The organism is Streptomyces sp. CRN 30 (assembly GCF_034105845.1).
Map to the genome: position 1 here is coordinate 14,464 of NZ_JAVRHI010000334.1, position 25,049 is coordinate 39,512.

Here is a 25,049-nt window from a genome sequence, read left to right on the forward strand (position 1 = left end):
GGACGATCCGGGCATTTCGCACGGTTTTCCGCGGGTGTCCCACCCGTCCCTCGCGCCCACGGAGTGGGCAGGACGGACATGCGCACCCCGACGGCCATTAGGCTCTTGCGTCGTGACCACCGTCCGGCTCCCGCTCTTCCCCCTGAACTCGGTGCTGTTCCCGGGACTCGTCCTCCCGCTGAACATCTTCGAGGAGCGTTATCGCGCCATGATGCGCGAGCTGCTCAAGACCCCCGAGTCCGCACCACGCCGGTTCGCCGCCGTCGCGATCCGCGACGGCCACGAGGTCGCACCGAGCGCGCCCGGCATGCCGGACCCGACGGCGCAGCCCGAACGCGGCCCGGCGGCGGGCTTCGGCGACGACCCCATGAAGGCCTTCCACGGAGTGGGCTGCATCGCGGACGCGGCGACCGTCCGGGAGCGTGACAACGGCACGTTCGAGGTGCTGGCGACCGGCACCACCCGGGTGCGCCTCAAGTCGGTGGACGCCTCCGGCCCGTTCCTCACGGCCGAGCTGGAGGAGCTCGCGGAGCAGCCGGGCGACGAGGCCGGGCCGCTGGCCGAGGGGGTGCTGCGCGCCTTCCGCCAGTACCAGAAGCGGCTGGCGGGCGCCCGGGAGCGGTCCCTGTCCACGGGAGCCGAGCTGCCGGACGAGCCGTCCGTGGTGTCGTACCTGGTCGCGGCCGCGATGATGCTCGACGTCCCGACCCGGCAGCGGCTCCTCCAGTCCCCGGACACGGCCTCACGGCTGCGCGACGAGCTGAGACTGCTGCGCACGGAGACGGCCATCATCCGCAACCTGCCGTCCCTCCCGGCGGCGGAGCTGACCCGCGGGCCGACGAGCCTGAACTGAGGACGGTCGGCCGACTCACTCCGCTCTCGTGGCCGGAATCGATTGACCGGATACCGATGGTGAACCCGCGATCACCGTTCGTATGATCATTCGGCCGTCCAGCTAGATCATGGACATGACCAGCGAACAGCGAATTGTTGGGGGAACAACAAGATGAGTCGCTACAAGATCCTTGCCGTCGCCGCCGGTGTCGCGGTCGGCTCCGCGCTCATGGTGGCGCCCGCCCACGCGTCCGGGACCGCGGACGTGGGCATTCAGGCCAGAGTCGAGTGCACGAAGCTGAGCAACGGTCAGCTCTGTATCTCCCTGAACACGAGCCCGAGCCGCGTCGAGGTCTTCTACACCAAGACCGGAGGATCGACGATCACCGCCCGCCTCGGGTACCGCACCACCAGCGGCAGTGGCACCACCTACGGACCCACCAAGACCATCAGCCTCAACGAGCGGGCCAACTCCACCTGGAACATGAGTTACCGCTGCGACATCGACTGGAAGGGCGTCATCTCGGTCACCGGCCAGGGCACCTTCGAGACCCCGTGGGCGACCTGCTGACACACCGCGCCCCCGCCGCCCCCGCTCGGACCCGGTCCGGCCGGGGGCGGCGGTCGTCGGCCGTCTGCGAGGATGCGCGTTCATGGCGAAGAAGTCGAAGAAGCAGCGAGAGGAAGGGGCGCGCGAAGCGCTCCCGAAGAAGGGTGGCGGCGGGCGACGGGCGGGCGGCACCCCCGCGACGGTGGCCCTCACCGCGGCGGGCGTGACCTACCGGGTGCACGCCTACGACCACGACCCCTCCCACCCCTCGTACGGGGAGGAGGCGGCCGAGGCGCTCGGGGTGGCGCCGGAGCGGGTGTTCAAGACCCTCGTGGCGGACGTGGACGGCGCGCTGACGGTGGCCGTGGTCCCGGTCACGTGCTCCCTCGACCTCAAGGCCCTGGCGTCGGCGCTGGGCCGCAAGCGCGCCACGATGGCGGACCCGGCGCTCGCGGAGCGCACGACGGGCTACGTCGTCGGCGGCATCTCCCCGCTGGGGCAGCGCAGGAAGCTGCCCACGGTGCTGGACGCCTCGGCCGCCGGGCACCCGACGATCCACGTCTCGGCCGGCCGCCGCGGCCTGGAGGTGGAGCTGTCCCCCGAGGACCTGCTGAAGGTCGCGGACGCCCGGTCGGCGCCGATCGCCCGGGCCTGAACCTGCGGGAACGCATCCGACCACGCGTGGACGTGCGCGACCCCTCGACGGCTCCCCGGTCCTCGGTTAAGTACACAAGGCATGTCGAAGAGGACACGCAAGCGCAAGTGGCGCGTCAGGAAGAACCGGTCGAACCACGGCCGACGGCCCGCCTGAGACCCGCACCTCCGCACGCCTACGCCGGGGGCGCCCCGAAGGGGTCCTGCCCCCGGTACGGCTCGTACGGGTCGGGGTCCCGGGGGGCGAACAGCGACGTCAGCCCGAGGTGGACCACCAGCGCCGCGACGGACCAGGAGAGCAGCGCGCCCTTCGCGTTCAGCTCGACGGGCGCCGGGAAGGTCACGCCCTCGCCCACCTGCTTGGCGTGGGCGACGACGTTCTGCGTGGGCCCGAGCCAGACCCCGAGCCGCCAGGCGAGCACCGAGCCGAGCAGCCCGCCGGCGGTGAGTGCCAGCACCAGGGGCACGCCCCCGCGCCTGCGCAGCAGGAACACCACCAGCCCGCTCAAGGCGCCGAGGCCCAGCGCGAGCAGGGTGAACGTCCCGTCGACCCCGATCGCCTGCTCGCCCTCGGAGTCCTGGAGGTAGACCGCCGTGCCGTCCGAGACCAGCGGGACGCTCGGCGCCAGCCACCACCACAGCACCCCGAGCAGCAGCCCGCCGAGCGCCACCCCGACCGTGATCAACGCGGCTTCCCGCACCTCGGTCTTCATCCCGGGACCGTCCTTCTCGTGCACGGCGTCATGGGCGGCCGCGGCCGCGACTCCGGGGCCGGGCGCGGTGTGCCAGGCGTGGTGGGAGGACGGATCGTGCGGAGGCGGAGTCAGCGGTGCGGTCACCCTGACATCGTGCCAGGCCCGGCTGTGCGGCGCGTCATCGGACGGCGGCCCGGCGGTAGGCCCAGGTGGCGACCGCCAGCGAGATGCCCCCGACGCCCGCGCACACGGCCAGGTCACCGAGGACGAGCGCCCAGTCGGGGTCGGGCCCGAAGGTGCGGGCGAAGGCCTCGACCCCGTACGTCGAGGGCAGCAGGTCGCGGGCGAGCTGCACCACGGCCGGCATCCGCTCGGCGGGCAGCACCCCGAGGAGCAGCGCCGCCGACATGCCCAGCTGCCCGAGCAGCGTGGCCAGTTCCGGCCGGGGCGCGAGCAGTCCGAGGGCGGCGCCGAGCCCGGCGAGCGCGGCCCCGGCGAGCGGGATCACCGCGACGAGCACCCACAGGTGGGTGAGCGGCAGCCCGAACAGGACGCACCCGAAGACGGCGGTGACGATCGTCCCGGGCACCGTGAAGGAGGCGTACGCGCCCGCCGCGCCCAGCACCACGGCCGCCGGCGGCACCGGCAGCGTCGCGTAGTGGTCCAGTCCGCCGCTCGACCGCAGCTGCCCGAAGTACTGGGCGAGCAGGTTGAGCGCGACGAAGGCCACCACGAGCACGGACGAGCCGGCGACGACCGCCTGTGCCTCGCTGCCGCCGTCCACGACGCCCCGCATCAGGATCATGATGCCGACCGACTGGAACGTGGCCACGAACAGCAGTGGGATCCGCGCGACCCGCGCGCGGGAGAGCTGGGCGCGGTACACGGCCGCGAGCGACGGCCACAGCCGCGCCCGCGGTGCGAGCGCGGCCGGGGCCGCCGGGTCGCGCTCCGACACGGTCAGGGTCTCGCCCGACACGAACTCCGCGGGTACGACACTCACGTCGAGCTGCTCCTTCTCGCTGCTGAGGCTGTCGTGCCCTCCCGTACGGCTGCGGTCGTCGTCACGTTCACGCCCATCAGGCCTTCACCAGTCCCTGCTGTGTGTCGCCGCCCAGCGCCAGGTACACGTCCTCCAGGCTCGGCGTGGCGAGCGTGAAGTCGTCGAGGGCCACGAACGCGGCGCCCCCGGTGACGGTGGCGACCACGGCGCGGGCCTCCTCGGGGGCGAGCCGCAGCGTCCACCGGCGCCCGGACTCCTCGGCCCGGGAGCGCAGCGCGGCGACCTCGGGCACCTCCAGGGGTGCCCGCTCGCGCCACACCAGGTCGACGCGGACCTCGCCCGCCACCTTCTCCTTGAGTCCGGCCGGGGTGTCACAGGCGATGACCCGGCCCTTGTCGAGCACGGCGACGCGGTCGAGCACGGTCTCCGCCTCGATCACGTTGTGGGTGACGAGCAGGACGGTCGTGCCGCGCTCGGCCCGGCGCCGGTCGACGGCGGCCCACACGGCCCGCCGGGCGACGGGATCCATGCCGGTGGTCGGCTCGTCCAGCACCATCAGCGGCCGCTCGCCCACCAGGGCGGCGGCGAAACAGGCCAGCCGCCGCTGCCCGCCGGACAGCTTCCTGATCGGCCGCCCGGCGAGCGGGGTCAGCCCCAGCTCCTCCAGCACGGCGTCCCGCTCCGCGCGCGCCCGCGTCACGTCCAGGCCGCGCAGCCGTCCGGTGGTCTCCGCGGCGAGCGAGACGGTGAGGTCGTCCAGCGCGGTGGACTCCTGGCCCAGGTAGGCGAGGATCCGCGCGGCCCGCTCGGGGTGGCGCACGATGTCGTGGCCGAGGATGTCGACGCTGCCCGAGTCCGGGCGCATCAGCCCGGTGAGCTGGCGTACGAGCGTGGACTTCCCGGCGCCGTTGGGGCCGAGCAGCCCGAAGATCTCCCCGCGGCGGACCTCCAGTTCGACCGCGTCGTTGGCCCGGACCTCGGCCGTGCCCGGGGCCCCGCGCCGTCCCCGTACGGCGGGGTAGGTCTTGGTCAGGTGCCGCACCGCGCACACGACATCGCCGTGCCGACTTCCCTGTCCCGCGCGCGTACTCACGAGGCACGAGACTACGGGGTGCCGGGCTCCGCCTCGCGCCCGGGTCGCCGCCGGGGGCCGAACGGGTCACGGGCGGGCGGCGCGGGGGCGAGCCCGGGGCGGCGGTCGACGGGCTCGTGGCCGACGGCCGGCGGCCGTGCGCTCACTCCCCCGCGGAGGCGTTCTCCGTCGCCGTCCGTACGTCGATCTCGCGCCAGAAGCCGGCCCGGATGGCGTAGCGGTCGTGCTCGTCGATCTGGTCGTCCTTGTGGGCCAGCAGCCCGAACCGGGCCGCGTACCGCAGCAGTTCCCCGTCCACCCGGTGCGGGATGCGCGGGTACATACCGGAGAGCTTCTGCAGCTGCGGCCGGTCCGCGAGGCGCTCCACCCACCGCCGCGCGAACACCTGCCCGACCTCGTACGGATCGCCGCCGACCGTGGTGATGTCCTCCTCGCGGTCGGCCCACCGCTGTTCGGCCGTGGTGAGCTGCGCGAGCGTCGGCATGGCCGTGGCGTCCGGTGCCTCGCCGACGACGCCGGGCCGGTCCACCCAGCCCTTGTCGGAGGACCACCGCAGGGTGGCACTGGCCGGGTGCTGCGCGGCGGCCGGCGCGGCGGGGGCCCGCATCGCCGCCAGGTCCTTCGGGGTGGGGACGCCCTTGGCGGTGGGGACGCGTTCCTCGCTGCCGTTGCGCGAGGGCGCCGTCGCCGCGTGGTCCGCCGGCTCGGCGGTCCGCTCCCTCGCGGCGAGCGCCGACTCCGGCAGCGGCGCGGACAGGATGGCGGCGATCTCCGGGCGGGGCACGGGCGGCGGCGCGCACACCCCGCCGACCTCCTTGGCCCGGACGGCCTTGGTGATCCAGGCCCGGTCCAGCACACGCCGCTCGTCGGCCTCGGCGACGAGGTCCTCGGACTGGTTGTAGTCGCCGTCCGCGGCCTGTACGGCCCACAGGTGCACGGCCACCCCGTGCTCCTTGGCGGCCATCATGCCCGGCAGCAGGTCCCCGTCCCCGGTCACGAGCACCACGTCCGAGCAGGCGCCGTTGCGGGCCAGTTCGGTGAGTTCGGCGTGCATGGCGGCGTCCACGCCCTTCTGCGCCCACCGCCCGTCGCTGCGGGTCAGGGCGCCGAGGCGCACCGTGACCCGGGGCATCACCCGCAGCCTGCGGTGCTCGGGCTGGGGCACGCGGTCGGGGGCGCCGTCGAACCAGTAGATGCGCAGCAGCGGCTGCTGCGTGTCGGACTCGGCGCGCTCGCGGAGTCCCTGGATGAGCGCGGAGTGGTCCACGGTGATGCGGGAGCGCGAGGGTTCCCCGGCGAGGAGACTGGCGGCGGCCCCGAGCAGGTATCCGGCGTCCACCAGGACGATGCAGCGGTCCACGCGTCCACCCTCTTTCCGGGAGGTTTGCTTCGGGCTTCCTTCGAGTCTGCCCGACCTCGCGGAGGTTAACGGCCGGAACTGGATCATCGGCGTGGCGCATCCGGAGCAGTCCACTCCCCTCACGCCGGGTGACGCAGCGTATTTGCCCGACATGCGCGGCGTGTCCTGCTATGTGAATCTGGTCGCGGTCCTGGCTACCGGACCACCCCCAGGAGGCAGATCACCATGGCCAAGAACAAGAACCGGAAGCAGGGCGGCCCGCAGAGCCGCGTCCCCCGGGCCGAGGCGGCCCAGGAGCAGGCGGAGCGGATCCCGGGAGAGGTGGCGCAGTCGCCACTGTCGCAGCCCCAGGGCAGCCCTTCGGAAGTCGCCCGTAAACAGCAGAGGCGCTTCGGCCACAACTGACGGCCGCCGAGCGCACGCCCCTCCCGCGCCCGAGGGCGCGGGAGCCGGTGTCCCGGGGCGGGAACGCCCGGGCGCCCGCCGTCGTGACCGCCGCCGGGATCAGCCCGCCAGGCAGGACGGGCCGAGCAGCACCTTCAGGTCGCCGAAGAGCGCCGGGTCCGGCTTCACCCGGTGCCGGTCGAGCCGCAGGATCGTCGTCCTGCGCGGCCCCTGGAGCTTGATCCGCACCTCGCTGTCGCCCCGGTGGTTGCCGAGGATCTCCCCGAGCCGGCTGACCATGGGCGGCGTGACCTTGAGCGCCGGGATGGTGAGGATCACCGGCGCGTTCGTGCCCGCGTTCGACAGGTCGGGGACCTGGAGCTCCATCGCGACCAGCCGCGGCACGTCCTCGCGCTTGTCGAGGCGGCCCTTGACGAACACCACCGCGTCCTCGACGAGCTGGGTGGAGACGAGCTGGTACGTCGCGGGGAAGAACATGCACTCGATGGAGCCCGCGAGGTCCTCCACCGTGGCGATGGCCCAGGCGTTGCCCTGCTTGGTCATCTTGCGCTGGAGGCCGGAGATGATGCCGCCGATGGTGACCACCGCGCCGTCGCCGAAGTCCCCGCCGGTGAGCTGGGCGATGCCCGCGTCCGCCTTGTCGGACAGCACGTGCTCCAGGCCGAAGAGCGGGTGGTCGGAGACGTACAGGCCGAGCATCTCGCGCTCCTGGGCGAGCAGGTAGGTCTTGTCCCACTCGTCCTCGGTGAAGACGACGTCCAGGCCGAAGCCGGGCTCGCTGCTCTCCTCCTCGCCCATGCCGCCGAAGAGGTCGAACTGGCCCTCGGCCTCCTTGCGCTTGACCTGGACCACGTTGTCGATCATCGGCTCGTACTGGGCGGTGAGGCCCTTGCGGGTGTGCCCCATGGAGTCGAAGGCGCCCGCCTTGATCAGCGATTCCGTCGTGCGCTTGTTGCAGACGACCGCCTCGACCTTGTCCAGGTAGTCCGGGAAGGAGCTGTACTTCCCCTTGGCCTTGCGGCTGCGGATGATCGACTCGACCACGTTGGTGCCGACGTTGCGGACGGCGGAGAGGCCGAAGAGGATCACGTCGTCGCCCTGGGCGGCGAAGTTCGACTCGGACTCGTTGACGTTCGGCGGGAGCACCTTGATGCCCATGCGCCGGCACTCGTTGAGGTAGACGGCCGACTTGTCCTTGTCGTCCTTGACGGAGGTCAGCAGCGCGGCCATGTACTCGGCGGGGTAGTTCGCCTTCAGATAGGCGGTCCAGTAGGAGACCAGGCCGTACGCGGCGGAGTGCGCCTTGTTGAAGGCGTAGCCGGCGAACGGGACCAGCACGTCCCACAGGGCCTGGATCGCCTCGTCGCTGTAGCCGTTCTTCTGGGCGCCGGCCTGGAAGATGGTGAAGTTCTTCGCCAGCTCGTCGGGCTTCTTCTTGCCCATCACGCGGCGCAGGATGTCGGCCTCGCCGAGCGAGTACCCGGCGATGATCTGGGCGGCCTTCTGCACCTGCTCCTGGTAGACGATCAGGCCGTAAGTGACCGCGAGGACCTCCTCGAGCGGCTCCTCCAGCTCCTTGTGGATCGGTGTGATCTCCTGGCGCTTGTTCTTCCGCTCCGCGTAGTTGATGTGCGAGTTCATGCCCATCGGGCCCGGCCGGTACAGGGCCGAGACGGCGGAGATGTCCTCGAAGTTGTCGGGCTGCATCTGGCGGAGCAGCGAGCGCATCGGGCCGCCGTCGAACTGGAAGACGCCGAGGGTGTCACCGCGGCAGAGCAGTTCGAAGGTTTTGGGGTCGTCCAGCGGGAGCGAGAGCATCTCCAGGTCGATGCCCTTGTTGGCCTTCACCATCTTGATGGCGTCGTCCATGATCGTGAGGTTGCGCAGGCCCAGGAAGTCCATCTTCAGCAGGCCGAGCGACTCGCACTGCGGGTAGTCCCACTGGGTGATCGTGACGCCGTCGGTGTGCCGCACCCAGATCGGGGCGTGGTCGACGATGGGCTCGCTGGACATGATCACGCCGGCCGCGTGCACACCCATCTGCCGGACCAGGCCCTCGACACCCTTGGCGGTGTCGATGACCTTCTTGACGTCCGGCTCGTTCTCGTACATCGAGCGGATCTCGCCGGCCTCGCTGTAGCGCGGGTGCGAGGGGTCGGTGATGCCGTTGAGGTCGATGCCCTTGCCGAGGACGTCGGCGGGCATGGCCTTGGTGAGCCGGTCGCCCATCGCGTACGGGTAGCCCAGCACGCGCGCGGAGTCCTTGATCGCGTTCTTGGCCTTGATCTTGCCGTAGGTGCCGATCATGGCGACCTTGTCGGCGCCGTACTTCTCCGTCACGTACCTGATCACCTCGACGCGCCGACGCTCGTCGAAGTCGATGTCGACGTCGGGCATGGAGACGCGCTCGGGGTTGAGGAACCGCTCGAAGATCAGGCCGTGCGGGATCGGGTCGAGGTCGGTGATGCCCATGGCGTACGCGACGATCGAGCCGGCCGCGGAGCCTCGGCCGGGGCCGACCGCGATGCCGTTGTTCTTGGCCCACATGATGAAGTCGGCGACGACGAGGAAGTACCCCGGGAACCCCATCTGGATGATGACGTCCATCTCGTACTCGACCTGCTTCTGGCGGTCGTCGGGGATGCCGCCGGGGAAGCGGCGCTCCATGCCGCGGCGCACCTCCTCCTTGAACCAGGTGATCTCGGTGTAGCCCTCCGGGATGTCGAACTTCGGCATCAGGTCGCGCTTCTCGAACATGCCCGTGGTGTCGATCTGCTCGGCCACCAGCAGCGTGTTCCGGCACCCCTCCTGCCAGGCGTCCGAGGAGTCCACGGCGTACATCTCGTCCGTGGACTTCAGGTAGTAGCCGGTGCCGTCGAAGCGGAAGCGGTCGGGGTCGGAGAGGTTCTTGCCGGTCTGGATGCACAGCAGGGCGTCGTGCGCGGTCGCCTCGTGCGCGTACGTGTAGTGCGAGTCGTTCGTCACCAGCGGCGGGATGCCGAGCTTCTTGCCGATCTCCAGCAGGCCGTCGCGGACCCGGCGCTCGATCTCGATGCCGTGGTCCATCAGCTCCAGGAAGTAGCGGTCCTTGCCGAAGATCTCCTGGTACTCGGCGGCCGACTTCAGGGCCTCGTCGAACTGGCCGAGGCGCAGCCGGGTCTGCAGCTCGCCGGAGGGGCAGCCGGTGGAGGCGATGAGCCCCTCGGACCACTGGGAGATGGTCTCCTTGTCCATCCGGGGCCACTTCTGCAGCCAGCCCTCGGCGTAGGCGTCGGAGGAGAGCTTGAAGAGGTTGTGCAGCCCGGTCTTGTTCGCCGCCCAGATCGTCTTGTGGGTGTAGCCACCCGAACCGGAGACGTCGTCGCGCTTCTGGTGCGGCTGGCCCCACTGGATCTTGCGCTTGTTGCGCCGCGACTCGGGCGCCACGTACGCCTCGATGCCGATGATCGGCGTGACCCCGGCCTTCTTCGCCGAGTGGAAGAAGTCGTACGCCCCGTGGAGGTTGCCGTGGTCGGACATGGCGATGTGTGTCATGCCCATCTCATTGCAGGCGTCGAACATGTCCTTGAGCCGCGCGGCACCGTCCAGCAGCGAGTACTGGGTGTGGACGTGCAGGTGCGTGAACGGCGGCTTCGACACGGCTTGGGCCTCCTGGTCAGCGGGGTCGGCGGACGCACCGCGGCGGGGCGCGCCGTGGTGCGGGACGGGGGGTCCGGCGGGCTGCGGGCAGTCCGGGGGACAGCTCGGAAGTCTATGCCTCACGACCGACACGACGCGGGGTCTCCCCCGCACCTCGGGGCGAGTGTTCCGGACGGTCCCGCGCGCTCTCGCCGGCGGGCCGCCCGCGTGGTACGGGCACTCCCTCCGGCCGTCGGTCGTTGGACGCTGCGAAGAACTCGTCGCCCTCGGACGGCACCCGTGTTCCCCATGTCACACCACCATCCGCACCAGGAGGCACCCAGCGATGCCGGTTCCGCAGCTCAGCGCCGAGCGACGCGGCGAGCAGATCCTCGACGTGTTCCACACCGCCTTCGGCGAGCTCCTGGCCGCCGACCCGGCCGCCTTCCGGGTGAAGTTCCGCAAGATGGCGGCCTCCGCGTTCGCCTTCTACCGGGGCACGGCGTGCCTCTTCTACCGGGACCTGGCGGACGGGACGGACGGGGCCGGCGGGCCCTACCTCGACGACCGCACCACGCGGGTGTGGATCCACGGCGATCTGCACGCGGAGAACTTCGGCACCTACATGGACTCCCAGGGCCGCCTGATCTTCAACGTCAACGACTTCGACGAGGCTTACGTCGGCCCCTTCACCTGGGACCTGAAGCGGTTCGCGGCCTCGGTCGCGCTGATCGGCTACGCCAAGGCGCTCAGCGACGAGCAGATCACCGAGCTGGTCGGGGTGTACGCGGGCGCGTACCGGGAGCGGATCCACGCCCTCGCGACGGGCGCCAAGAGCGACGAGGTCCCGCCGTTCACGCTGGACACCGCCGAGGGGCCGCTGCTGGACGCGCTGCGCGTGGCCCGCTCGCTGACCCGCTTCGGGCTGCTGGACACGATGACCGAGATCCGCGACTTCGAGCGCCGCTTCGCCCCGGGCGGCGGCTCCGTCGAGCTGGACGCGGCCACCCGCTACAAGGTCCTCGCGGCCTTCGACGGCTATCTGGAGACGCTGCCGGAGTCGTCGCTCACCCGCCCCGACTCCTACCGGGTGAAGGACGTGGTCGGCCGCCGCGGCATCGGCATCGGGTCCGCGGGCCTGCCCTCGTACAACATCCTGCTGGAGGGCAACAGCGACGCCCTGGAGAACGACGTGGTGATCTACGTCAAGCAGGCCCAGACCCCGGCGGTCTCCCGGCACCTCACGGACCCCGCGGTCCGGGAGTACTTCCTGCACGAGGGCCACCGCACGGTGATCTCGCAGCGCGCCCTCCAGGCGCACGCCGACCCGTGGCTCGGCTGGACCGAGCTGGACGGCGCGGGCCAGCTGGTCGCCGAGGTGTCGCCGTACGCGGTCGACCTGGACTGGGGCGACATCGACGACTACGAGGAGATCGCGGGCGTCGTCGCCGACCTGGGCCGGGCCACGGCCGCGATGCACGCGGCGGCGGACGACCAGTCCGGCGAGTCCCTGGTGCCGTTCTCCACCGAGCGCGCCATCGACGCGGCCATCGCGGCCGACGAGGACGGCTTCGCGCCCCTGCTGGTGGACTTCGCGCACACCTACGGCGCACGCGCGCGGGAGGACCACCAGATCTTCGTGGACCTGTTCCGCAACGGCCGGATCCCCGGCCTGTAGGCGCCGGCGCCCGGCGTCCCACGGGCCCCCTCCCCCGTACAGGCACCCTTTAGGGGTCCCTTACGGGGGCCCGTGGGAGACTCGACAGCGATATGGACATGTCCGGGACCCCCCTCAGAGCCGTGCGCGCGGCGCTGTTCACGGCACTGGCCGTGACGCTCAGCACCGCGTCGCACGTCCTGCTGTCCGGGGTGCCGCTGCCGCTGTTCGCGGTGGCCGCGATCGCCGGTGCCGTCTTCCTCATCGCCTACGCCCTGGCGGGCCGCGAGCGCGGCTTCTGGCACATCGCCGCTCTGCTGATCCCGCTGGAGCTGGCCTCCGACACGCTGTTCACCGCGGGCCAGCACGCCTGCTACGGCGCCACGGGCGGCCCCGTCGCGGGCCCGCTGCGCGCCCTCGGCCTCGACGTGCTGTGCGCGGGCGACGTCGGCACCCCGCTGGCCCACATGACCGGCGACCCCACCCGCGCGGCCGCGCTGCTCGCGGACGCCGACCCGGCCGCCGCCTGGCTGCTGCTCGCCACGCACGTCGGCGTGGGGCTGCTGGCCGCCGCCTGGCTGCGCCGCGGCGAGCGGGCGCTGGCCCAACTGCTGGGCGCGGCGGTCGCGGCCTCCTTCCGGCCGCTGCTGCTCGCGGTCGCCGCGGTGACGGTACGGCTCGGGCCGGCGCGCCACCGGATGCCGCGCTCCGCGGTGCGCCCGGGCACCGCGCGCACCCTGCTCCTCACGTACTCCCTGGGACGGCGCGGACCGCCGCGCTCGCCCGTCGGCGCCGTCTGACCGACGCGTCGCCGGCTGCCCGACGGCCACGGGCCACGGGCCACGGCATCTGCTCGACGGCGACGGACGACTGTGCGACCGTCGGCGCGAACAGCGGCCGAGCACCTGCGGTCCCCCATACGTATCCCGCGTACGACACGTGCGCGTCCCCCATGGAGATCACCAGCATGAGCAAGCGGAACAGTCAGGCGGCGAAGTCGGCGGCGCGGGAGCGGCTGCGCGAGGAGCGCGAGCGGCAGGCCAAGCGCGACAAGGCCAAGCGGCAGGCCATCGTCGCCGGTTCGATCGTGGCCGTCCTCGCGATAGCCGGCGGCATCGGTTACGCCGTCGTGCAGGGCAACCAGCCCACGAAGTGGGAGGAGGCCGCCGACGCGAAGGTGGTCGCCCCGGCCAACACCTCGGGCAAGGACGGCACCACCGTGCTGATCGGCGACTCCGACACCGACAACGTCGTCCACCTCTACGAGGACGCGCGCTGCCCGGGGTGCGCCAGCTTCGAGCAGACCATCGGGGAGACCGTCAACAAGGGCATGACGGACGGTGACTACAAGCTCCAGGTCACCATGGGCACCTTCCTCGACGGCAACCTCGGCGGCGAGGGCTCCAAGAACGCGCTGAGCGCGCTGGGCGCCGCGCTGGACGTCAGCCCCGAGGCGTTCGTGGACTACAAGACGGCGCTCTACTCGGCCGAGTACCACCCCGAGGAGTCGACGGACGAGTTCGCCAAGGACGACTACCTGATCGAGGTGGCCGACACGGTGGACGCCCTCAAGGGCAACAAGGAGTTCCAGGACGCGGTCGAGAAGGGCACGTACGACGCCTGGGCGATGCGGATGAGCAAGTCCTTCGACGACGCCGACGGTGTCTCCCAGACGCCCACCGTCAAGATCAACGACAAGGTGATCGAGGTGCCGTCCTCGGCCGAGGCGTGGCAGACGGCGCTCAAGGACGCGGGCGTCACCAAGTAGGCCGGGCCGCTCCCGGAGCGGCCCGCCTCACAGCGTGCCGAGGAAGCCGAGCGCCACCTTCCAGGTGGCCTCGGCGGCCTCCGCGTCGAAGTCCGGCAGGCCGGGGTCGGTGTACAGGTGCCCCGCGCCCCGGTACCGGTGGACCTCCACGTCGGCGCCGGCCCGCCGCATCCCCAGGTACCAGGCGCTCAGCCAGTCGTCCGGCTCGAACGGGTCGGGCTCGGCGACGTGCAGCTGCACGGGCAGCTCGTCCACCGTGGCGTTCTCCGCGATGTCGGACGTGCCGTGCAGGAGCAGCAGCCCGCGGGCCTTGTCGTCGCCGAGCGCCAGCGTCTGCGCGACGGCCGCGCCCAGCGAGAACCCGGCGTAGACCAGGCCCCGCTCCGAGTAGGGCGCCGCGGCCAGCACCGCCCGCCGCAGGAGCTCGTCCCTGCCGATGCCGTCGTTGAAGGCGCTGGCCTCCTCCATGTCCTCGAAGGTGCGGCCCTCGAACAGGTCGGGCGTCCACACCTCGTGTCCCGCCGCGCGCAGCCGGTCGGCGGTGGCCCCCACGGCCGGGCGCGGGCCGTAGATCGAGTGGAAGAGCATGATGTTCATGGGGCCATGGTGCCAGCCGGCAGCGACGACCCGGGTCGGCGCCCGGCCCCGCGCCCGATACCCATGATGTCGATGAGAACACAGGTTCATGACCGCTCGTGCCGGTTACGTTCGAAGACATGGAGAACGTACTGCGCCCACTGGTGGTCGTGGGCGGCGCGGTGCTGCTCACCCTGCTCATCGGGTGGCTCACCGACCGCCTGCTCCGCAAAGCGGACGAGCGTCATCACGAGACCCCGCTGTGGGGTCTGCTGCGCCGCGCCCGCATCCCCTACCAGCTCGTCCTGTGCGTGGCCCTGCTCAGAGGCTCGTACGACCAGGCCGACCTGATCCCGAGGCACGAGGTCGCCGTCGGCCGGATCCTGTCACTGGTCCTCATCGGGTCCGTCGCCTGGCTGGTGATCCGCATCGCCGCCGCGGTCGTCGAGACGTCGTACAGCCGGTACGCACGGGTCCACCGCGACGCCGCCCGGGTCCGCCGGGTGCGCACCCAGGTCTCGCTCATCATGCGGGTGGTCTCCGCGGTCGTGGGCGTGGTGGCGGTGGCGGCCATGCTGCTGACGTTCCCGGCGATGCGCGCGGCCGGCGCCTCGCTGCTCGCCTCGGCGGGCATCATCGGCATCGTCGCCGGTGTGGCCGCGCAGTCGACGCTGGGCAACATGTTCGCCGGCTTCCAGATCGCCTTCGGCGACATGGTGCGCATCGGCGACACCGTGGTGGTCGAGGGCGAGTGGGGCACGGTCGAGGAGATCACGCTGACGTTCCTGACGGTACGGACCTGGGACGAGCGCCGGATCACGATGCCCGTGTCGTACTTCACCTCCAAGCCCTTCGAGAACTGGTCGCGCGGCACCGTGCAGATGACCGGCATCGTCTACTGGCACCTGGACCACTCGGCGCCGGTGGAGGCGATGCGCGAGAAGCTCCGCGACATCCTGCGCGCGTGCCCGGCCTGGGACGGCCGCGCCCACAACCTGACCGTCACCGACAGCACCCCGAGCACCATCCAGGTGCGGGCCCTGATGACCGCGAAGGACGCGGACGACGTCTGGACGGTACGGGTCGAGGTCCGCGAGCGCATGATCCGCTGGCTGGCCGAGGAACACCCGTACGCCCTGCCCCGCGTCAACACGGCCGAGGCGTTCCTGCCCCCGCCCCGCCCGGGCGACCGGCCCGACGCCACCACCGCCGGCCCGAACGGCCTCCGGGGCGAGGCGGCCGCCCGCTCCCACAGCCGCAGCAACGGCGCGGCGGCCCGTCCCGCGAACCGCGACCGCACGTACGACTCCCCGCCGCACGCGGGGCCCGGCCGGAACTGAGACGGAGCGGGGTGCCCGGCCGGCGGCCGGGCCCCCCCCGTCCCGCGCGACCGGTCAGGTCAGCGCAGGCTCCGTACGTCCAGGTGCCGCAGCACCCGGTCCACGATCTCGGGGTCCGCGCCCGGCTCGCTGCGTGCCGCCAGCACCTCGTGCCGGGCCGCGCTCAGCATCTCGCCCCGGATGCGCCGCAGCTTCTTCAGCTTGAGGTCCCGCTGCTCGTGGCCCTCCTTGCGCACCTCCTGCCCGATGTCGGGGCTGATCCGCGCGCCGATGTCGTAGGCCCGCTGGAGCAGTTTCTCGACGAGGTCCTCGGGCAGCTCCTCCGCCGTCTCCAGTTCCCTCAGCCGCCGCTTCGCCGCCCCGGCGGCCCGGACCGCGAGCCGCCGCTCGAACTCCATCTCGGCTTCCGTGTCGGCCTTCACCCCCAGCTTCCCCACCAGCCACGGCAGGCTGAGCCCCTGGAGCAGCAGGGTCCCCATGACGACCCCGAACGCGATGAAGATCATCTCTTCCCGGCCGGGGAACGGCTCCCCGTTCTCCAGCTCCAGCGGAATGGCCAGCACCAGCGCCGCGGAGGCCACGCCCCGCATCCCGGACCACCACATCACCACGGTCTCCCGCCAGGTCAGCGGGATGTCCTCGTCGTGGTCCTCGTCCAGCCGGGCGTGCAGCCACCGGGTGAGCCAGGTCGCCGGCAGCAGCCACAACAGCCGTACGAGGACGACGACGGCCAGGATCGCCAGGGCCCAGCCGAGCATCTCCTCCCACCGTCCCGACGCCGTCCTGATGGCGTTGTGCAGCTCCAGGCCGATCAGCCCGAACGCGACGCCGGTCACCAGGGTGTCCACCACGTCCCAGAACGTGTGCCCGGCGAGCCGGGTCATGACGTCGTCCGCGTCGGTGGCGTACTCGGAGAGGAACAGCGCCGTGGTGAGCACAGCGAGCACCCCGGACCCGTGCAGCTCCTCGGCCAGCACGTAGGAGACGTACGGCACCAGCAGGGTGAGTCCGACCTGGAGGGTGGCGTCCCCGAGGATGCCCAGCAGCCTGTTCGCGGCCCAGCCCAGGCCCAGGCCGAGGGCGACGGCGACGACGGCGGACAGCACCAGCTCCAGCCCGGCCTCGGGCAGGGAGAACGTCCCGCTGACGGCCGCGGCGATCGCGACGTGGTAGAGCACGATGGCCGTCACGTCGTTGAAGAGCCCCTCGCCCTCCAGGATCGACACCAGCCGCCGCGGCAGTCCGAGCTTGGCGGCCACGGCCGTGGCCGCCACCGGATCGGGCGGCGCGACGAGCGCGCCGAGCGCCACGGCGGCGGCGACCGGCAGCCACGGCACGATCGCGTGGGCGACGACGGCCACGGCCGCCGTGGTGACGAAGACCAGCGCCACGGCCAGCAGGAAGATCGGCCGTTTGTTGGCCGCGAACTGCCGCCACGAGGTCCGCCGCACCGCCGCGTACAGCAGGGGCGGCAGCAGCGCGGGCAGGATGAGGTCCGGCGCGATGTCGACGTTGGGGACGAAGTCCGGCAGGGCGAGGACGATGCCGAGGATCGTCATCAGCACCGGCGCGGGCAGCCCCCACCGCTCGCCCAGCGGAACGCACACCAGGGCCCCGAGCAGCAGGGCGAACAGCAGGGCCAACTGATCCACGGTCGTGCTCCGCAGGTTTTCGGACGATCAAGGACACCCACAGGCCAGGGTGTCATGCGTCACCCCGTACGGCCCGCTCGTGACCCCGCGCGCCGCGCACTCCGGCGCCACGCGGACGGTCTCCCGGGTCGCACCACCCCGCCTGCCCCGGCGGCCACGCCCCATGCCCGGAGGTGTCCGTGTCCCGTCTCACGGTCGGCCGTCGCACCCGACGGCCGGGCACCGCACCTACAGGGAGCGCCGCATCGACCGGTGCGGTATCCCGGCGTCGGGGAACTCCGGGCCGTACGCCACGTACCCCAGCCGCTCGTAGAACCCCATCGCCTGCGTCTGCGCGTGCAGGTCCACCGCCGCCAGACCGCGCTCCCGCGCCGCGTCCTCGATGGCCCGCACCAGCGCCGCACCGACGCCCAGGCCCCGCGCCTCCTTGGTCACGGCGAGCCGTCCGAGTGACCCCACGGCCGGGTCGCCCCCGGTCTTCGCCGCGGCCGCCTCGCCGAACAGCAGCCGTCCGGCGCCCAGGGGCGCCCCGTCCGCGCGGACGGCCAGCACGTGCACCGCGCCGGCGTCGTACGCGTCGTACTCCAGGTCCTCCGGCACGCCCTGCTCGGCGACGAAGACCTCCTTGCGCACCGCGAAGCACGCCTCACGGTCGTCCAGGTCCTCGGCCGTACGGACCAGGTAGGTGGTGCTCATCCGTACGTCTCCTCACGCACCCGGTCCAGGGCCTTGCTCAGGTCCTCCGGGTAGTCGCTGGCGAACTCGACCCACTGCCCGTCCCCCGGGTGCTCGAAGCCGAGCCGCACGGCGTGCAGCCACTGGCGGGTGAGGCCGAGGCGCTTGGCGAGCGTGGGGTCCGCGCCGTACGTCAGGTCGCCCACGCAGGGGTGCCGGTGGGCCGACATGTGGACGCGGATCTGGTGGGTGCGGCCGGTCTCCAGCTTCACGTCGAGCAGCGACGCCGCGCGGAACGCCTCGATGAGGTCGTAGTGCGTGACGGAGGGCTTGCCCTCGGCCGTGACGGCCCACTTGTAGTCGTGGTTCGGGTGCCGTCCGATGGGCGCGTCGATCGTGCCGCTCGTCGGGTCGGGGTGGCCCTGGACCAGCGTGTGGTAGCGCTTGTCGACCGTGCGCTCCTTGAACTGGCGCTTGAGCGACGTGTACGCGTACTCCGACTTCGCCACGACCATCAGCCCCGACGTGCCCACGTCGAGCCGGTGCACGATGCCCTGGCGCTCGGCGGCGCCCGAGGTGGAGATCCGGTAGCCCGCGGCGGCGAGCCCGCCGATCACGGTCGTCCCGGTCCAGCCGGGGCTCGGGTGGGCGGCCACACCGACCGGCTTCATGATCACGACCACGTCGTCGTCGTCGTGCACGATCTCCATGCCCTCGACCGGCTCGGCGACGACCTGCACGGGCGCGGGCGCCTGCGGCATCTCGACCTCGAGCCAGGCCCCGCCGTGCACCCGCTCGGACTTGCCGACCGCCGCGCCGTCGACCAGCACCTTGCCTGCCGCGGCCAGCTCGGCCGCCTTGCTGCGGGAGAACCCGAACATCCGGGAGATGGCGGCGTCGACACGCTCGCCCTCCAGGCCGTCGGGCACGGGCAGGGTACGGATCTCGGGAGTTACGCTCACCCGTCGAGTATGCAGGACGGCTGCGACAACGCCGTACGCGCGCCCCTGAGCAGGGCTTATGTCCGGCTCAGTCCTTGTGGACGGTCCCGTCCGGGTCGAGCCCGCGGAAGGACAGCAGCACGATGAGGATGCCCCCGCAGACGATCGCGGAGTCGGCGAGGTTGAACACGGCGAAGCCCTTGGGCGCGATGAAGTCCACCACCGCCCCCTGGAAGACACCCGGCGCGCGGAAGATCCGGTCGGTCAGGTTGCCCAGCGCCCCGCCGAGCAGCAGCCCGAGCGCGATGGCCCAGGGCAGGCTGTACAGCTTGCGCGCGAGGCGGATGATCACGACGATCACGGAGGCCGCGATGACCGTGAAGATGACGGTGAAGGCCTCGCCGAAGCCGAAGGCCGCGCCCGCGTTGCGGATCGCGACGAACCGCAGCCACTCCCCGACGATCTCGATGGGCTCGTGGTGCTCCAGCCTGGCGACCACGATCATCTTGCTGATCAGGTCCAGGGCGTACGCCAGCGCGGCGACGGCGAACAGCACGGCGATCCGCCGCTTGCCGCGGGGCCGCGCGGCCCCGTCCTCCTCGCCCTCGGTCACGCCGTCCGTCCCACTGTCCGCGTCGGGCGCCGCCGGGGCGGCGCCGTCGGAGCCGGGCCGCTCGTCCGCGGCCGCCCGCTCCCCGGACCGCTCCGGCCCGGCTCCCGCCCCGTCGGGGGTGTCCGGCGTACCGATGATGCGCTCCGCCTCTGCCACGTGAGTCCCTCAACCTAGGTGCCCTGACTGAGGACGAGAGTACGTCACGGCCCGATCGGGTCACGTGCACAGGACGCCTTCAGTAACGACGTTCCTGCTTCTGCTTGCAGGCGACGCACAGGGTGGCCCGCGGGAAGGCCTGCATACGTGCCTTCCCGATGGGTTCGCCGCAGTTCTCGCAGAGCCCGTACGTGCCCGTGGCCAGCCGTTCCAGGGCCCGCTCGGTCTGTTCGAGCATCTCGCGCGAGTTCTGCGCCAGTGACATCTCGTGCTCGCGGGTGATGTTCTTGGCGCCGGTGTCGGCCTGGTCGTCGCCCGCGCCGTCGCCCGAGTCGCGCATCAGGCCCGCGAGGGCCTGTTCGGACGCGTCGAGCTCGGAGCGCAGCCGCAGCGCCTCGGACTCCAGTTCCGTACGCGCCTCGGCGACCTCCTCGGGGCTCCATGGGTCCTCGCCGGGACGCACCGCGAGCTCGTCGGCCGCCGCCGCGCCGGCCCGTGCCTTGGGGACTGCCGTGGGCTTCTGCGCCGCCGTGGCCGTGCCAGGGCTCTTCTTCGCAACCACTGTGGTGGCTCCCGTCGTCTCCGCGGCCTGCGCCGCACCCGCCTTCTTGGCCGTGCTCCTGCGGTCCGCGCCCGCCGGGGAGGCCGCACCGCCGGCGCCCTCGCGGGCGGTGACGCCCTTCCCGGCGGCTTCTTCCCCCGCGGCGGCCTTCCGCACCACCGCCTTCCCACCGGCCGCCTCCCCGGCGGCCTTCTTCCGCGCCGCCGCTTTCGCGGTGGCCGCCTTCGCGGCGGCCTTCTTCCCCGTACCCGTGTCCGCCGTACCGCCGGAGGCACCCGCGGCCGTGGATCTGCCGGACGCCGACTGCGGTACGCCGGTCTTCTTCGCCACCATGGCCGCGACCCCTTCACATATTGTGATCTTGCTCGCGAATCGTGCTGGGACGATAAATCGACTTGAGAGCCACGGCAACGGGGCGCACCGCCCGATTCGCCCGCCCCTCGGATGCGCCGGGGCGGACCTGCAAGCGTTGTGCCCAGCTCCCCGCCGGGTAATCCGTCGCGCCGGGCGGCCCGGGAGCCGGCGGACGGGCCCGCCCATTCGGGTCACACCGCCGACCGGGCCGGCCTCAGCGGCGCGCACGGCACCGGCGCTCCCGTCCCCCGGCGCACGGCTCCCGCCCGGCACCGCCCGCCCACCCGGGCGGCGTAGAACCGGTCGGCCGCCGTCCTCGCGGCGCCGTACACTGGGCGGAGCGAGAAGCGTGGATGGGGACGAGTAGCGCCGTACGCAGCCATGAGCGACCCGGGGACGGTGGAAGCCCGGGGGCGAGCGCGACGTGAAGATCACCCCGGAGCCGCCGGAGGAAAGCCGCAGCGGACCCTGCAGGACACGCAGGACAGCCGCCCGGGCGAGTAGAACCGGTTTCGCGACCCCAATGAGGGGGCTCGCCGGTGTGCACGACGCACCGGAGGGCCAAGGAGGGTGGTACCGCGGGAGCGCGCCGCACCCGGCGCAGGCAGCAAGCAGGCTCTCGTCCCTCCGACGGAAGGCAGAAAGTCCGTTGGAGGAAGCTCGCCGATGACAGCGCCGACGTACCGCCAGGTACCCGCCCAGGTCGACCTGCCCGCCCTCGAGCACGCCGTGCTCGACTTCTGGCGCGAGCAGAAGATCTTCGCCAAGAGCCTGGACCAGTCCGAGGGACGCCCCGAGTGGGTGTTCTACGAGGGCCCGCCCACGGCCAACGGCATGCCCGGTGCCCACCACATCGAGGCCCGGGTCTTCAAGGACGTCTTCCCCCGCTTCCGCACCATGCGCGGCTACCACGTGGCCCGCAAGGCCGGCTGGGACTGCCACGGCCTCCCCGTGGAGCTCGCCGTCGAGAAGGAGCTCGGCTTCACGGGCAAGCAGGACATCGAGGCCTACGGCATCGCCGAGTTCAACGCGAAGTGCCGCGAGTCCGTGACCCGGCACACCGACGCCTTCGCCGAGCTCACCGACCGCATGGGCTACTGGACCGACCTCGACGACCCCTACCGCACGATGGACCCCGAGTACATCGAGTCGGTCTGGTGGTCGCTCAAGACGATCTTCGACAAGGGCCTGCTGGTCCAGGACCACCGCGTCGCCCCCTGGTGCCCGCGCTGCGGCACCGGGCTCTCCGACCACGAGCTGGCGCAGGGGTACGAGACGGTCGTCGACCCCTCGGTGTACGTCCGTTTCCCGCTCACCTCCGGTCCGCTCGCGGGCGAGGCCGCGCTCCTGGTGTGGACGACGACCCCGTGGACCCTGGTGTCCAACACCGCGGTCGCCGCGCACCCCGACGTCACCTACGTCGTCGCCACGGACGGCACGGAGAAGCTCGTCGTCGCCGAACCGCTCGTGGCCAAGGCCCTCGGCGAGGGCTGGGAGACCACCGGCGAGTCGTTCACCGGCGCCGAGATGGAGCGCTGGACGTATCAACGTCCGTTCGAGCTCGTGGAGTTCCCGGAACCGGCCCACTACGTGGTGAACGCCGAGTACGTGACGACCGAGGACGGTACGGGTCTGGTCCACCAGTCCCCCGCCTTCGGTGAGGACGACCTCAAGGTCTGCCGCGCCTACGGCCTGCCCCTGGTGAACCCGGTCCGCCAGGACGGCACCTTCGCCGAGGACGTCCCCCTGGTCGGCGGTGTCTTCTTCAAGAAGGCGGACGAGAGGCTCACCGCGGACCTCGACGAGCGCGGCCTGCTCTTCCGGCACATCCCGTACGAGCACAGCTACCCGCACTGCTGGCGCTGCCACACGGCGCTCCTGTACTACGCGCAGCCGTCCTGGTACATCCGCACCACGGCCGTCAAGGACCGCCTCCTCCAGGAGAACGAGAAGACCAACTGGTTCCCCGAGTCGGTCAAGCACGGCCGCTTCGGCGACTGGCTGAACAACAACATCGACTGGGCCCTGTCCCGCAACCGCTACTGGGGCACCCCGCTGCCCATCTGGCGCTGTGCGGAGAACCACCTCACGGTCGTCGGCTCCCGCGCGGAGCTCACCGGGCTGACCGGCACCGACCAGTCCGGCCTCGACCCGCACCGCCCGTACATCGACGAGGTCACCTTCGCCTGCCCCGAGGACGGCTGCGGCGCCACGGCCACGCGCGTGCCGGAGGTCATCGACGCCTGGTACGACTCGGGCTCGATGCCGTTCGCGCAGTGGGGCTACCCGCACAAGAACAAGGAGCTCTTCGAGAGCCGCTACCCCGCGCAGTTCATCTCGGAGGCCATCGACCAGACCCGCGGCTGGTTCTACACGCTGATGGCGGTCGGCACCCTGGTGTTCGACGAGTCCTCGTACGAGAACGTCGTCTGCCTCGGCCACATCCTCGCCGAGGACGGCCGCAAGATGTCCAAGCACCTGGGCAACACCCTGGAGCCGATCCCGCTGATGGACCAGCACGGCGCGGACGCGGTGCGCTGGTTCATGGCGGCCGGCGGCTCGCCCTGGGCGGCCCGCCGCGTGGGTCACGGCACGATCCAGGAGGTCGTCCGCAAGACGCTGCTGACCTACTGGAACACGGTCGCCTTCCAGGCCCTGTACGCGCGCACGGCGGGCTGGGCGCCCAGCGGGGCGGACCCGTCCCCGGCCGACCGCCCCGTGCTGGACCGCTGGCTGCTGTCCGAGCTGCACGCCCTCACCGACCAGGTGACCGAGGCGCTGGAGGCGTACGACACCCAGCGCGCCGGCAAACTCCTCTCGGCCTTCGTCGACGACCTGTCCAACTGGTACGTGCGCCGCTCCCGCCGCCGCTTCTGGCAGGGCGACAGGGCGGCGCTGCGCACCCTGCACGAGGTCGTCACGACGGTTACCCAGCTGATGGCCCCGCTGACCCCGTTCATCACCGAGCGGGTCTGGCAGGACCTGGTCGTGCCGGTCACCCCGGGCGCCCCGGAGTCGGTGCACCTGTCCTCCTGGCCGCAGGCGGACCTCACCGCCATCGACCCGGAGCTGTCGAAGCAGATGGTGCTGGTGCGCCGCCTGGTGGAGCTGGGCCGGGCCACGCGCGCGGAGTCCGGGGTCAAGACGCGTCAGCCGCTGTCGCGCGCGCTGGTCGCGGCGGCCGGCTTCGAGACGCTCGACCCCGAGCTGCACGCGCAGATCACGGAGGAGCTGAACGTCAGCTCGCTGGCGTCCCTGAGCGAGGTCGGCGGTTCGCTCGTCGACACCACGGCCAAGGCGAACTTCCGGGCGCTCGGCAAGCGGTTCGGCAAGCGCGTCCAGGACGTGGCCAGGGCCGTCGCCAACGCCGACGCGGCCGCGCTCTCCCTGGCCCTGCGCGAGGGCACGGCCTCGGTGGAGGTCGGCGGCGAGACCGTCACCCTGGCCCCCGACGAGGTGATCATCACGGAGACCCCGCGCGAGGGCTGGTCCGTGGCCTCCGACTCGGGCGCCACGGTCGCCCTGGACCTGGAGATCACGGAGGAGCTGCGCCGCGCGGGCCTCGCCCGGGACGCGATCCGGCTGATCCAGGAGGCCCGCAAGAACAGCGGCCTGGACGTGGCCGACCGGATCGCGCTGCGCTGGACCGCCACGGCGCCGGAGGTCGTCGCGGCGCTCGGCGAGCACGCCGAGCTCATCGCCGACGAGGTCCTCGCCACGGACTTCGCCGAGGGCGAGGCGGACGGCACGTACGGGGAGCCGTTCACGGACGAGACCCTGTCCCTGACGTTCCGGCTGCGCAAGGCGGCCGCGCAGGGCGCGTAGCAGGAGCCGGCCGAGGCGGTCACCGTGCGCGCGTCCGTACGGTGACCGCAGGCCGTCAGCGATCGGTCGCGCGGTTCCCCGTCCTCTTTCGGGGCACCGAGCGCGGCAGGAGGGCCCGGTCCCCCGAATAGGGGACCGGGCCCTCCTGCCGTTCCGGTCGGCCCTCCCTGCGATCAACCCGCGTAAAAAGGGCGAGACCCCCGGAAAATCCGGGGGTCTCGCCCTGAAACGCTGCCGACGCGTGAGGCCTACCGCGGGCGGGCCGTCAGTTGTCGTCCTCGTCGATGAGGAAGCCGCGCATCGGCGAGGGGGCCTGGCCCATCGGGGACGGGCCCTGCGGCCGGACCGGCGCCATCGGCTGGGTCATGGCCGGGGACATCTGCTGCTGGCCACCGCCGTAGGAGGGCGCGGCCGGGGCGGGACCGCCGCCCATGCCCTGGTTGCCGCCGTACGACGGGGCACTCGCGCCGGCCGGGGCCATGGAGGGCGCCGGGGACGGCGGGAGGGAGGCCGCGGCCGGAGTGCGCGGCGGGGCGAGCGAGTCGTCGGCCTGGGTCTCCAGCTGACGCAGCTGGCTCTCCAGGTAGGACTTCAGCCGCGTGCGGTACTCGCGCTCGAAGCCGCGCAGGTCCTCGACCTTGCGCTCCAGCGTGGCGCGGGCGGACTCCAGGGAGCCCATCGCGACGCGGTGCTTCTCCTGCGCGTCCCGCTCCAGGGC

At 72.1% G+C, this 25,049-nt stretch carries 20 protein-coding genes and 1 pseudogene; 9 read left to right on the top strand and 12 right to left on the bottom strand.

What is annotated here, in order from left to right; all coding sequences use genetic code 11:
• The first annotated feature begins 112 nt into the window (after window positions 1–112).
• The 3 genes from UW392_RS35805 (at window position 113) to ybaK (ending at window position 2,039) form a co-directional block, all read left to right on the top strand.
• Window positions 113–853: an LON peptidase substrate-binding domain-containing protein gene (locus tag UW392_RS35805; protein WP_320779378.1), complete on the top strand. Its 741-nt coding sequence runs from the start codon at window positions 113–115 to the stop codon at window positions 851–853.
• Window positions 854–1,006: 153 nt separating this feature from the next.
• Window positions 1,007–1,405, top strand: a complete 399-nt coding sequence (locus UW392_RS35810) for a hypothetical protein (RefSeq protein ID WP_320779379.1) — start codon at window positions 1,007–1,009, stop codon at window positions 1,403–1,405.
• Window positions 1,406–1,487: 82 nt separating this feature from the next.
• Entirely contained in the window at window positions 1,488–2,039 is a 552-nt protein-coding gene (gene ybaK, locus UW392_RS35815) for a Cys-tRNA(Pro) deacylase (RefSeq protein ID WP_320779380.1), read from the top strand.
• A gap of 175 nt (window positions 2,040–2,214) precedes the next feature.
• Here ybaK and UW392_RS35820 read toward each other — a convergent pair whose 3' ends face one another.
• The 4 genes from UW392_RS35820 to UW392_RS35835 all read right to left on the bottom strand — a co-directional run bounded on the left by UW392_RS35820 (window position 2,215) and on the right by UW392_RS35835 (window position 6,189).
• Window positions 2,215–2,877 carry an AAA family ATPase gene (locus UW392_RS35820; protein ID WP_320779381.1) on the bottom strand — a complete coding sequence of 221 codons (663 nt, stop codon included), beginning with the start codon at window positions 2,875–2,877 and terminating at the stop codon, window positions 2,215–2,217.
• Window positions 2,878–2,911: 34 nt separating this feature from the next.
• Window positions 2,912–3,736 (bottom strand): ABC transporter permease, encoded by an 825-nt coding sequence (locus tag UW392_RS35825; RefSeq protein WP_320779382.1) that lies wholly within the window; start codon window positions 3,734–3,736, stop codon window positions 2,912–2,914.
• A 76-nt stretch (window positions 3,737–3,812) separates the two neighbouring features.
• Entirely contained in the window at window positions 3,813–4,787 is a 975-nt protein-coding gene (locus UW392_RS35830) for an ABC transporter ATP-binding protein (protein ID WP_320779399.1), read from the bottom strand.
• Between the two features lie 184 nt (window positions 4,788–4,971).
• Window positions 4,972–6,189, bottom strand: a complete 1,218-nt coding sequence (locus UW392_RS35835; protein WP_320779383.1) for an NYN domain-containing protein — start codon at window positions 6,187–6,189, stop codon at window positions 4,972–4,974.
• A gap of 225 nt (window positions 6,190–6,414) precedes the next feature.
• Between UW392_RS35835 and UW392_RS35840 the strand changes: the two genes are divergently transcribed.
• Entirely contained in the window at window positions 6,415–6,594 is a 180-nt protein-coding gene (locus UW392_RS35840) for a hypothetical protein (RefSeq protein WP_320779384.1), read from the top strand.
• Between the two features lie 99 nt (window positions 6,595–6,693).
• Here the strand turns inward: UW392_RS35840 and dnaE are convergent, their stop codons facing one another.
• Complete coding sequence (dnaE, locus tag UW392_RS35845) at window positions 6,694–10,233, bottom strand: DNA polymerase III subunit alpha (RefSeq protein ID WP_320779385.1); 3,540 nt, start codon at window positions 10,231–10,233, stop codon at window positions 6,694–6,696.
• A gap of 325 nt (window positions 10,234–10,558) precedes the next feature.
• Here dnaE and UW392_RS35850 point away from each other — a divergent pair, with 325 nt between their 5' ends.
• From UW392_RS35850 to UW392_RS35860, 3 genes are all read left to right on the top strand, one after another.
• Window positions 10,559–11,890, top strand: coding sequence for a DUF2252 domain-containing protein (locus tag UW392_RS35850; protein ID WP_320779386.1), 1,332 nt, complete (start codon window positions 10,559–10,561; stop codon window positions 11,888–11,890).
• A 92-nt stretch (window positions 11,891–11,982) separates the two neighbouring features.
• Window positions 11,983–12,669, top strand: a complete 687-nt coding sequence (locus UW392_RS35855) for a hypothetical protein (RefSeq protein ID WP_320779387.1) — start codon at window positions 11,983–11,985, stop codon at window positions 12,667–12,669.
• A 167-nt stretch (window positions 12,670–12,836) separates the two neighbouring features.
• Window positions 12,837–13,637 carry a DsbA family protein gene (locus UW392_RS35860; RefSeq protein ID WP_320779388.1) on the top strand — a complete coding sequence of 267 codons (801 nt, stop codon included), beginning with the start codon at window positions 12,837–12,839 and terminating at the stop codon, window positions 13,635–13,637.
• A 27-nt stretch (window positions 13,638–13,664) separates the two neighbouring features.
• Here UW392_RS35860 and UW392_RS35865 read toward each other — a convergent pair whose 3' ends face one another.
• Window positions 13,665–14,234, bottom strand: a complete 570-nt coding sequence (locus UW392_RS35865; protein ID WP_320779389.1) for a dienelactone hydrolase family protein — start codon at window positions 14,232–14,234, stop codon at window positions 13,665–13,667.
• A 119-nt stretch (window positions 14,235–14,353) separates the two neighbouring features.
• On the opposite strand from UW392_RS35865, the gene UW392_RS35870 reads away from it, so the two are divergent.
• Window positions 14,354–15,553 carry a mechanosensitive ion channel family protein gene (locus tag UW392_RS35870; protein WP_320779390.1) on the top strand — a complete coding sequence of 400 codons (1,200 nt, stop codon included), beginning with the start codon at window positions 14,354–14,356 and terminating at the stop codon, window positions 15,551–15,553.
• A gap of 59 nt (window positions 15,554–15,612) precedes the next feature.
• Here UW392_RS35870 and UW392_RS35875 read toward each other — a convergent pair whose 3' ends face one another.
• From UW392_RS35875 to UW392_RS35895, 5 genes are all read right to left on the bottom strand, one after another.
• Complete coding sequence (locus UW392_RS35875) at window positions 15,613–17,205, bottom strand: Na+/H+ antiporter (RefSeq protein WP_320779391.1); 1,593 nt, start codon at window positions 17,203–17,205, stop codon at window positions 15,613–15,615.
• Between the two features lie 228 nt (window positions 17,206–17,433).
• Window positions 17,434–17,901 (bottom strand): GNAT family N-acetyltransferase, encoded by a 468-nt coding sequence (locus UW392_RS35880; RefSeq protein ID WP_320779392.1) that lies wholly within the window; start codon window positions 17,899–17,901, stop codon window positions 17,434–17,436.
• The gene (locus UW392_RS35885) at window positions 17,898–18,842 is read right to left on the bottom strand and encodes an RluA family pseudouridine synthase (protein WP_320779393.1); all 945 of its coding nucleotides are present in this window, start codon (window positions 18,840–18,842) and stop codon (window positions 17,898–17,900) included. Before UW392_RS35885 ends, UW392_RS35880 begins: the two co-directional genes overlap by 4 nt.
• A 67-nt stretch (window positions 18,843–18,909) precedes the next feature.
• Window positions 18,910–19,590, bottom strand: a complete 681-nt coding sequence (lspA, locus tag UW392_RS35890; protein WP_320779394.1) for a signal peptidase II — start codon at window positions 19,588–19,590, stop codon at window positions 18,910–18,912.
• Between the two features lie 79 nt (window positions 19,591–19,669).
• Entirely contained in the window at window positions 19,670–20,485 is an 816-nt protein-coding gene (locus UW392_RS35895) for a TraR/DksA family transcriptional regulator (protein ID WP_320779395.1), read from the bottom strand.
• 687 nt (window positions 20,486–21,172) lie between these two features.
• Between UW392_RS35895 and ileS the strand changes: the two genes are divergently transcribed.
• Window positions 21,173–24,331 carry an isoleucine--tRNA ligase gene (gene ileS, locus UW392_RS35900; RefSeq protein ID WP_320779396.1) on the top strand — a complete coding sequence of 1,053 codons (3,159 nt, stop codon included), beginning with the start codon at window positions 21,173–21,175 and terminating at the stop codon, window positions 24,329–24,331.
• Window positions 24,332–24,596: 265 nt separating this feature from the next.
• Here the strand turns inward: ileS and UW392_RS35905 are convergent.
• Window positions 24,597–25,049 (bottom strand): annotated as a pseudogene (locus UW392_RS35905) (cell division protein DivIVA); the annotation flags it as partial.

Coding starts and splice junctions, on each gene's coding strand:
- UW392_RS35810 (WP_320779379.1), top strand. CDS start 1,007: ATGAGTCGCTACAAGATCCTTGCCGTCGCCGCCGGTGTCGCGGTCGGC.
- ybaK (WP_320779380.1), top strand. CDS start 1,488: ATGGCGAAGAAGTCGAAGAAGCAGCGAGAGGAAGGGGCGCGCGAAGCG.
- UW392_RS35840 (WP_320779384.1), top strand. CDS start 6,415: ATGGCCAAGAACAAGAACCGGAAGCAGGGCGGCCCGCAGAGCCGCGTC.
- UW392_RS35850 (WP_320779386.1), top strand. CDS start 10,559: ATGCCGGTTCCGCAGCTCAGCGCCGAGCGACGCGGCGAGCAGATCCTC.
- UW392_RS35855 (WP_320779387.1), top strand. CDS start 11,983: ATGGACATGTCCGGGACCCCCCTCAGAGCCGTGCGCGCGGCGCTGTTC.
- UW392_RS35860 (WP_320779388.1), top strand. CDS start 12,837: ATGAGCAAGCGGAACAGTCAGGCGGCGAAGTCGGCGGCGCGGGAGCGG.
- UW392_RS35865 (WP_320779389.1), bottom strand. CDS start 14,234: ATGAACATCATGCTCTTCCACTCGATCTACGGCCCGCGCCCGGCCGTG.
- UW392_RS35870 (WP_320779390.1), top strand. CDS start 14,354: ATGGAGAACGTACTGCGCCCACTGGTGGTCGTGGGCGGCGCGGTGCTG.
- UW392_RS35880 (WP_320779392.1), bottom strand. CDS start 17,901: ATGAGCACCACCTACCTGGTCCGTACGGCCGAGGACCTGGACGACCGT.
- UW392_RS35895 (WP_320779395.1), bottom strand. CDS start 20,485: ATGGTGGCGAAGAAGACCGGCGTACCGCAGTCGGCGTCCGGCAGATCC.
- ileS (WP_320779396.1), top strand. CDS start 21,173: ATGACAGCGCCGACGTACCGCCAGGTACCCGCCCAGGTCGACCTGCCC.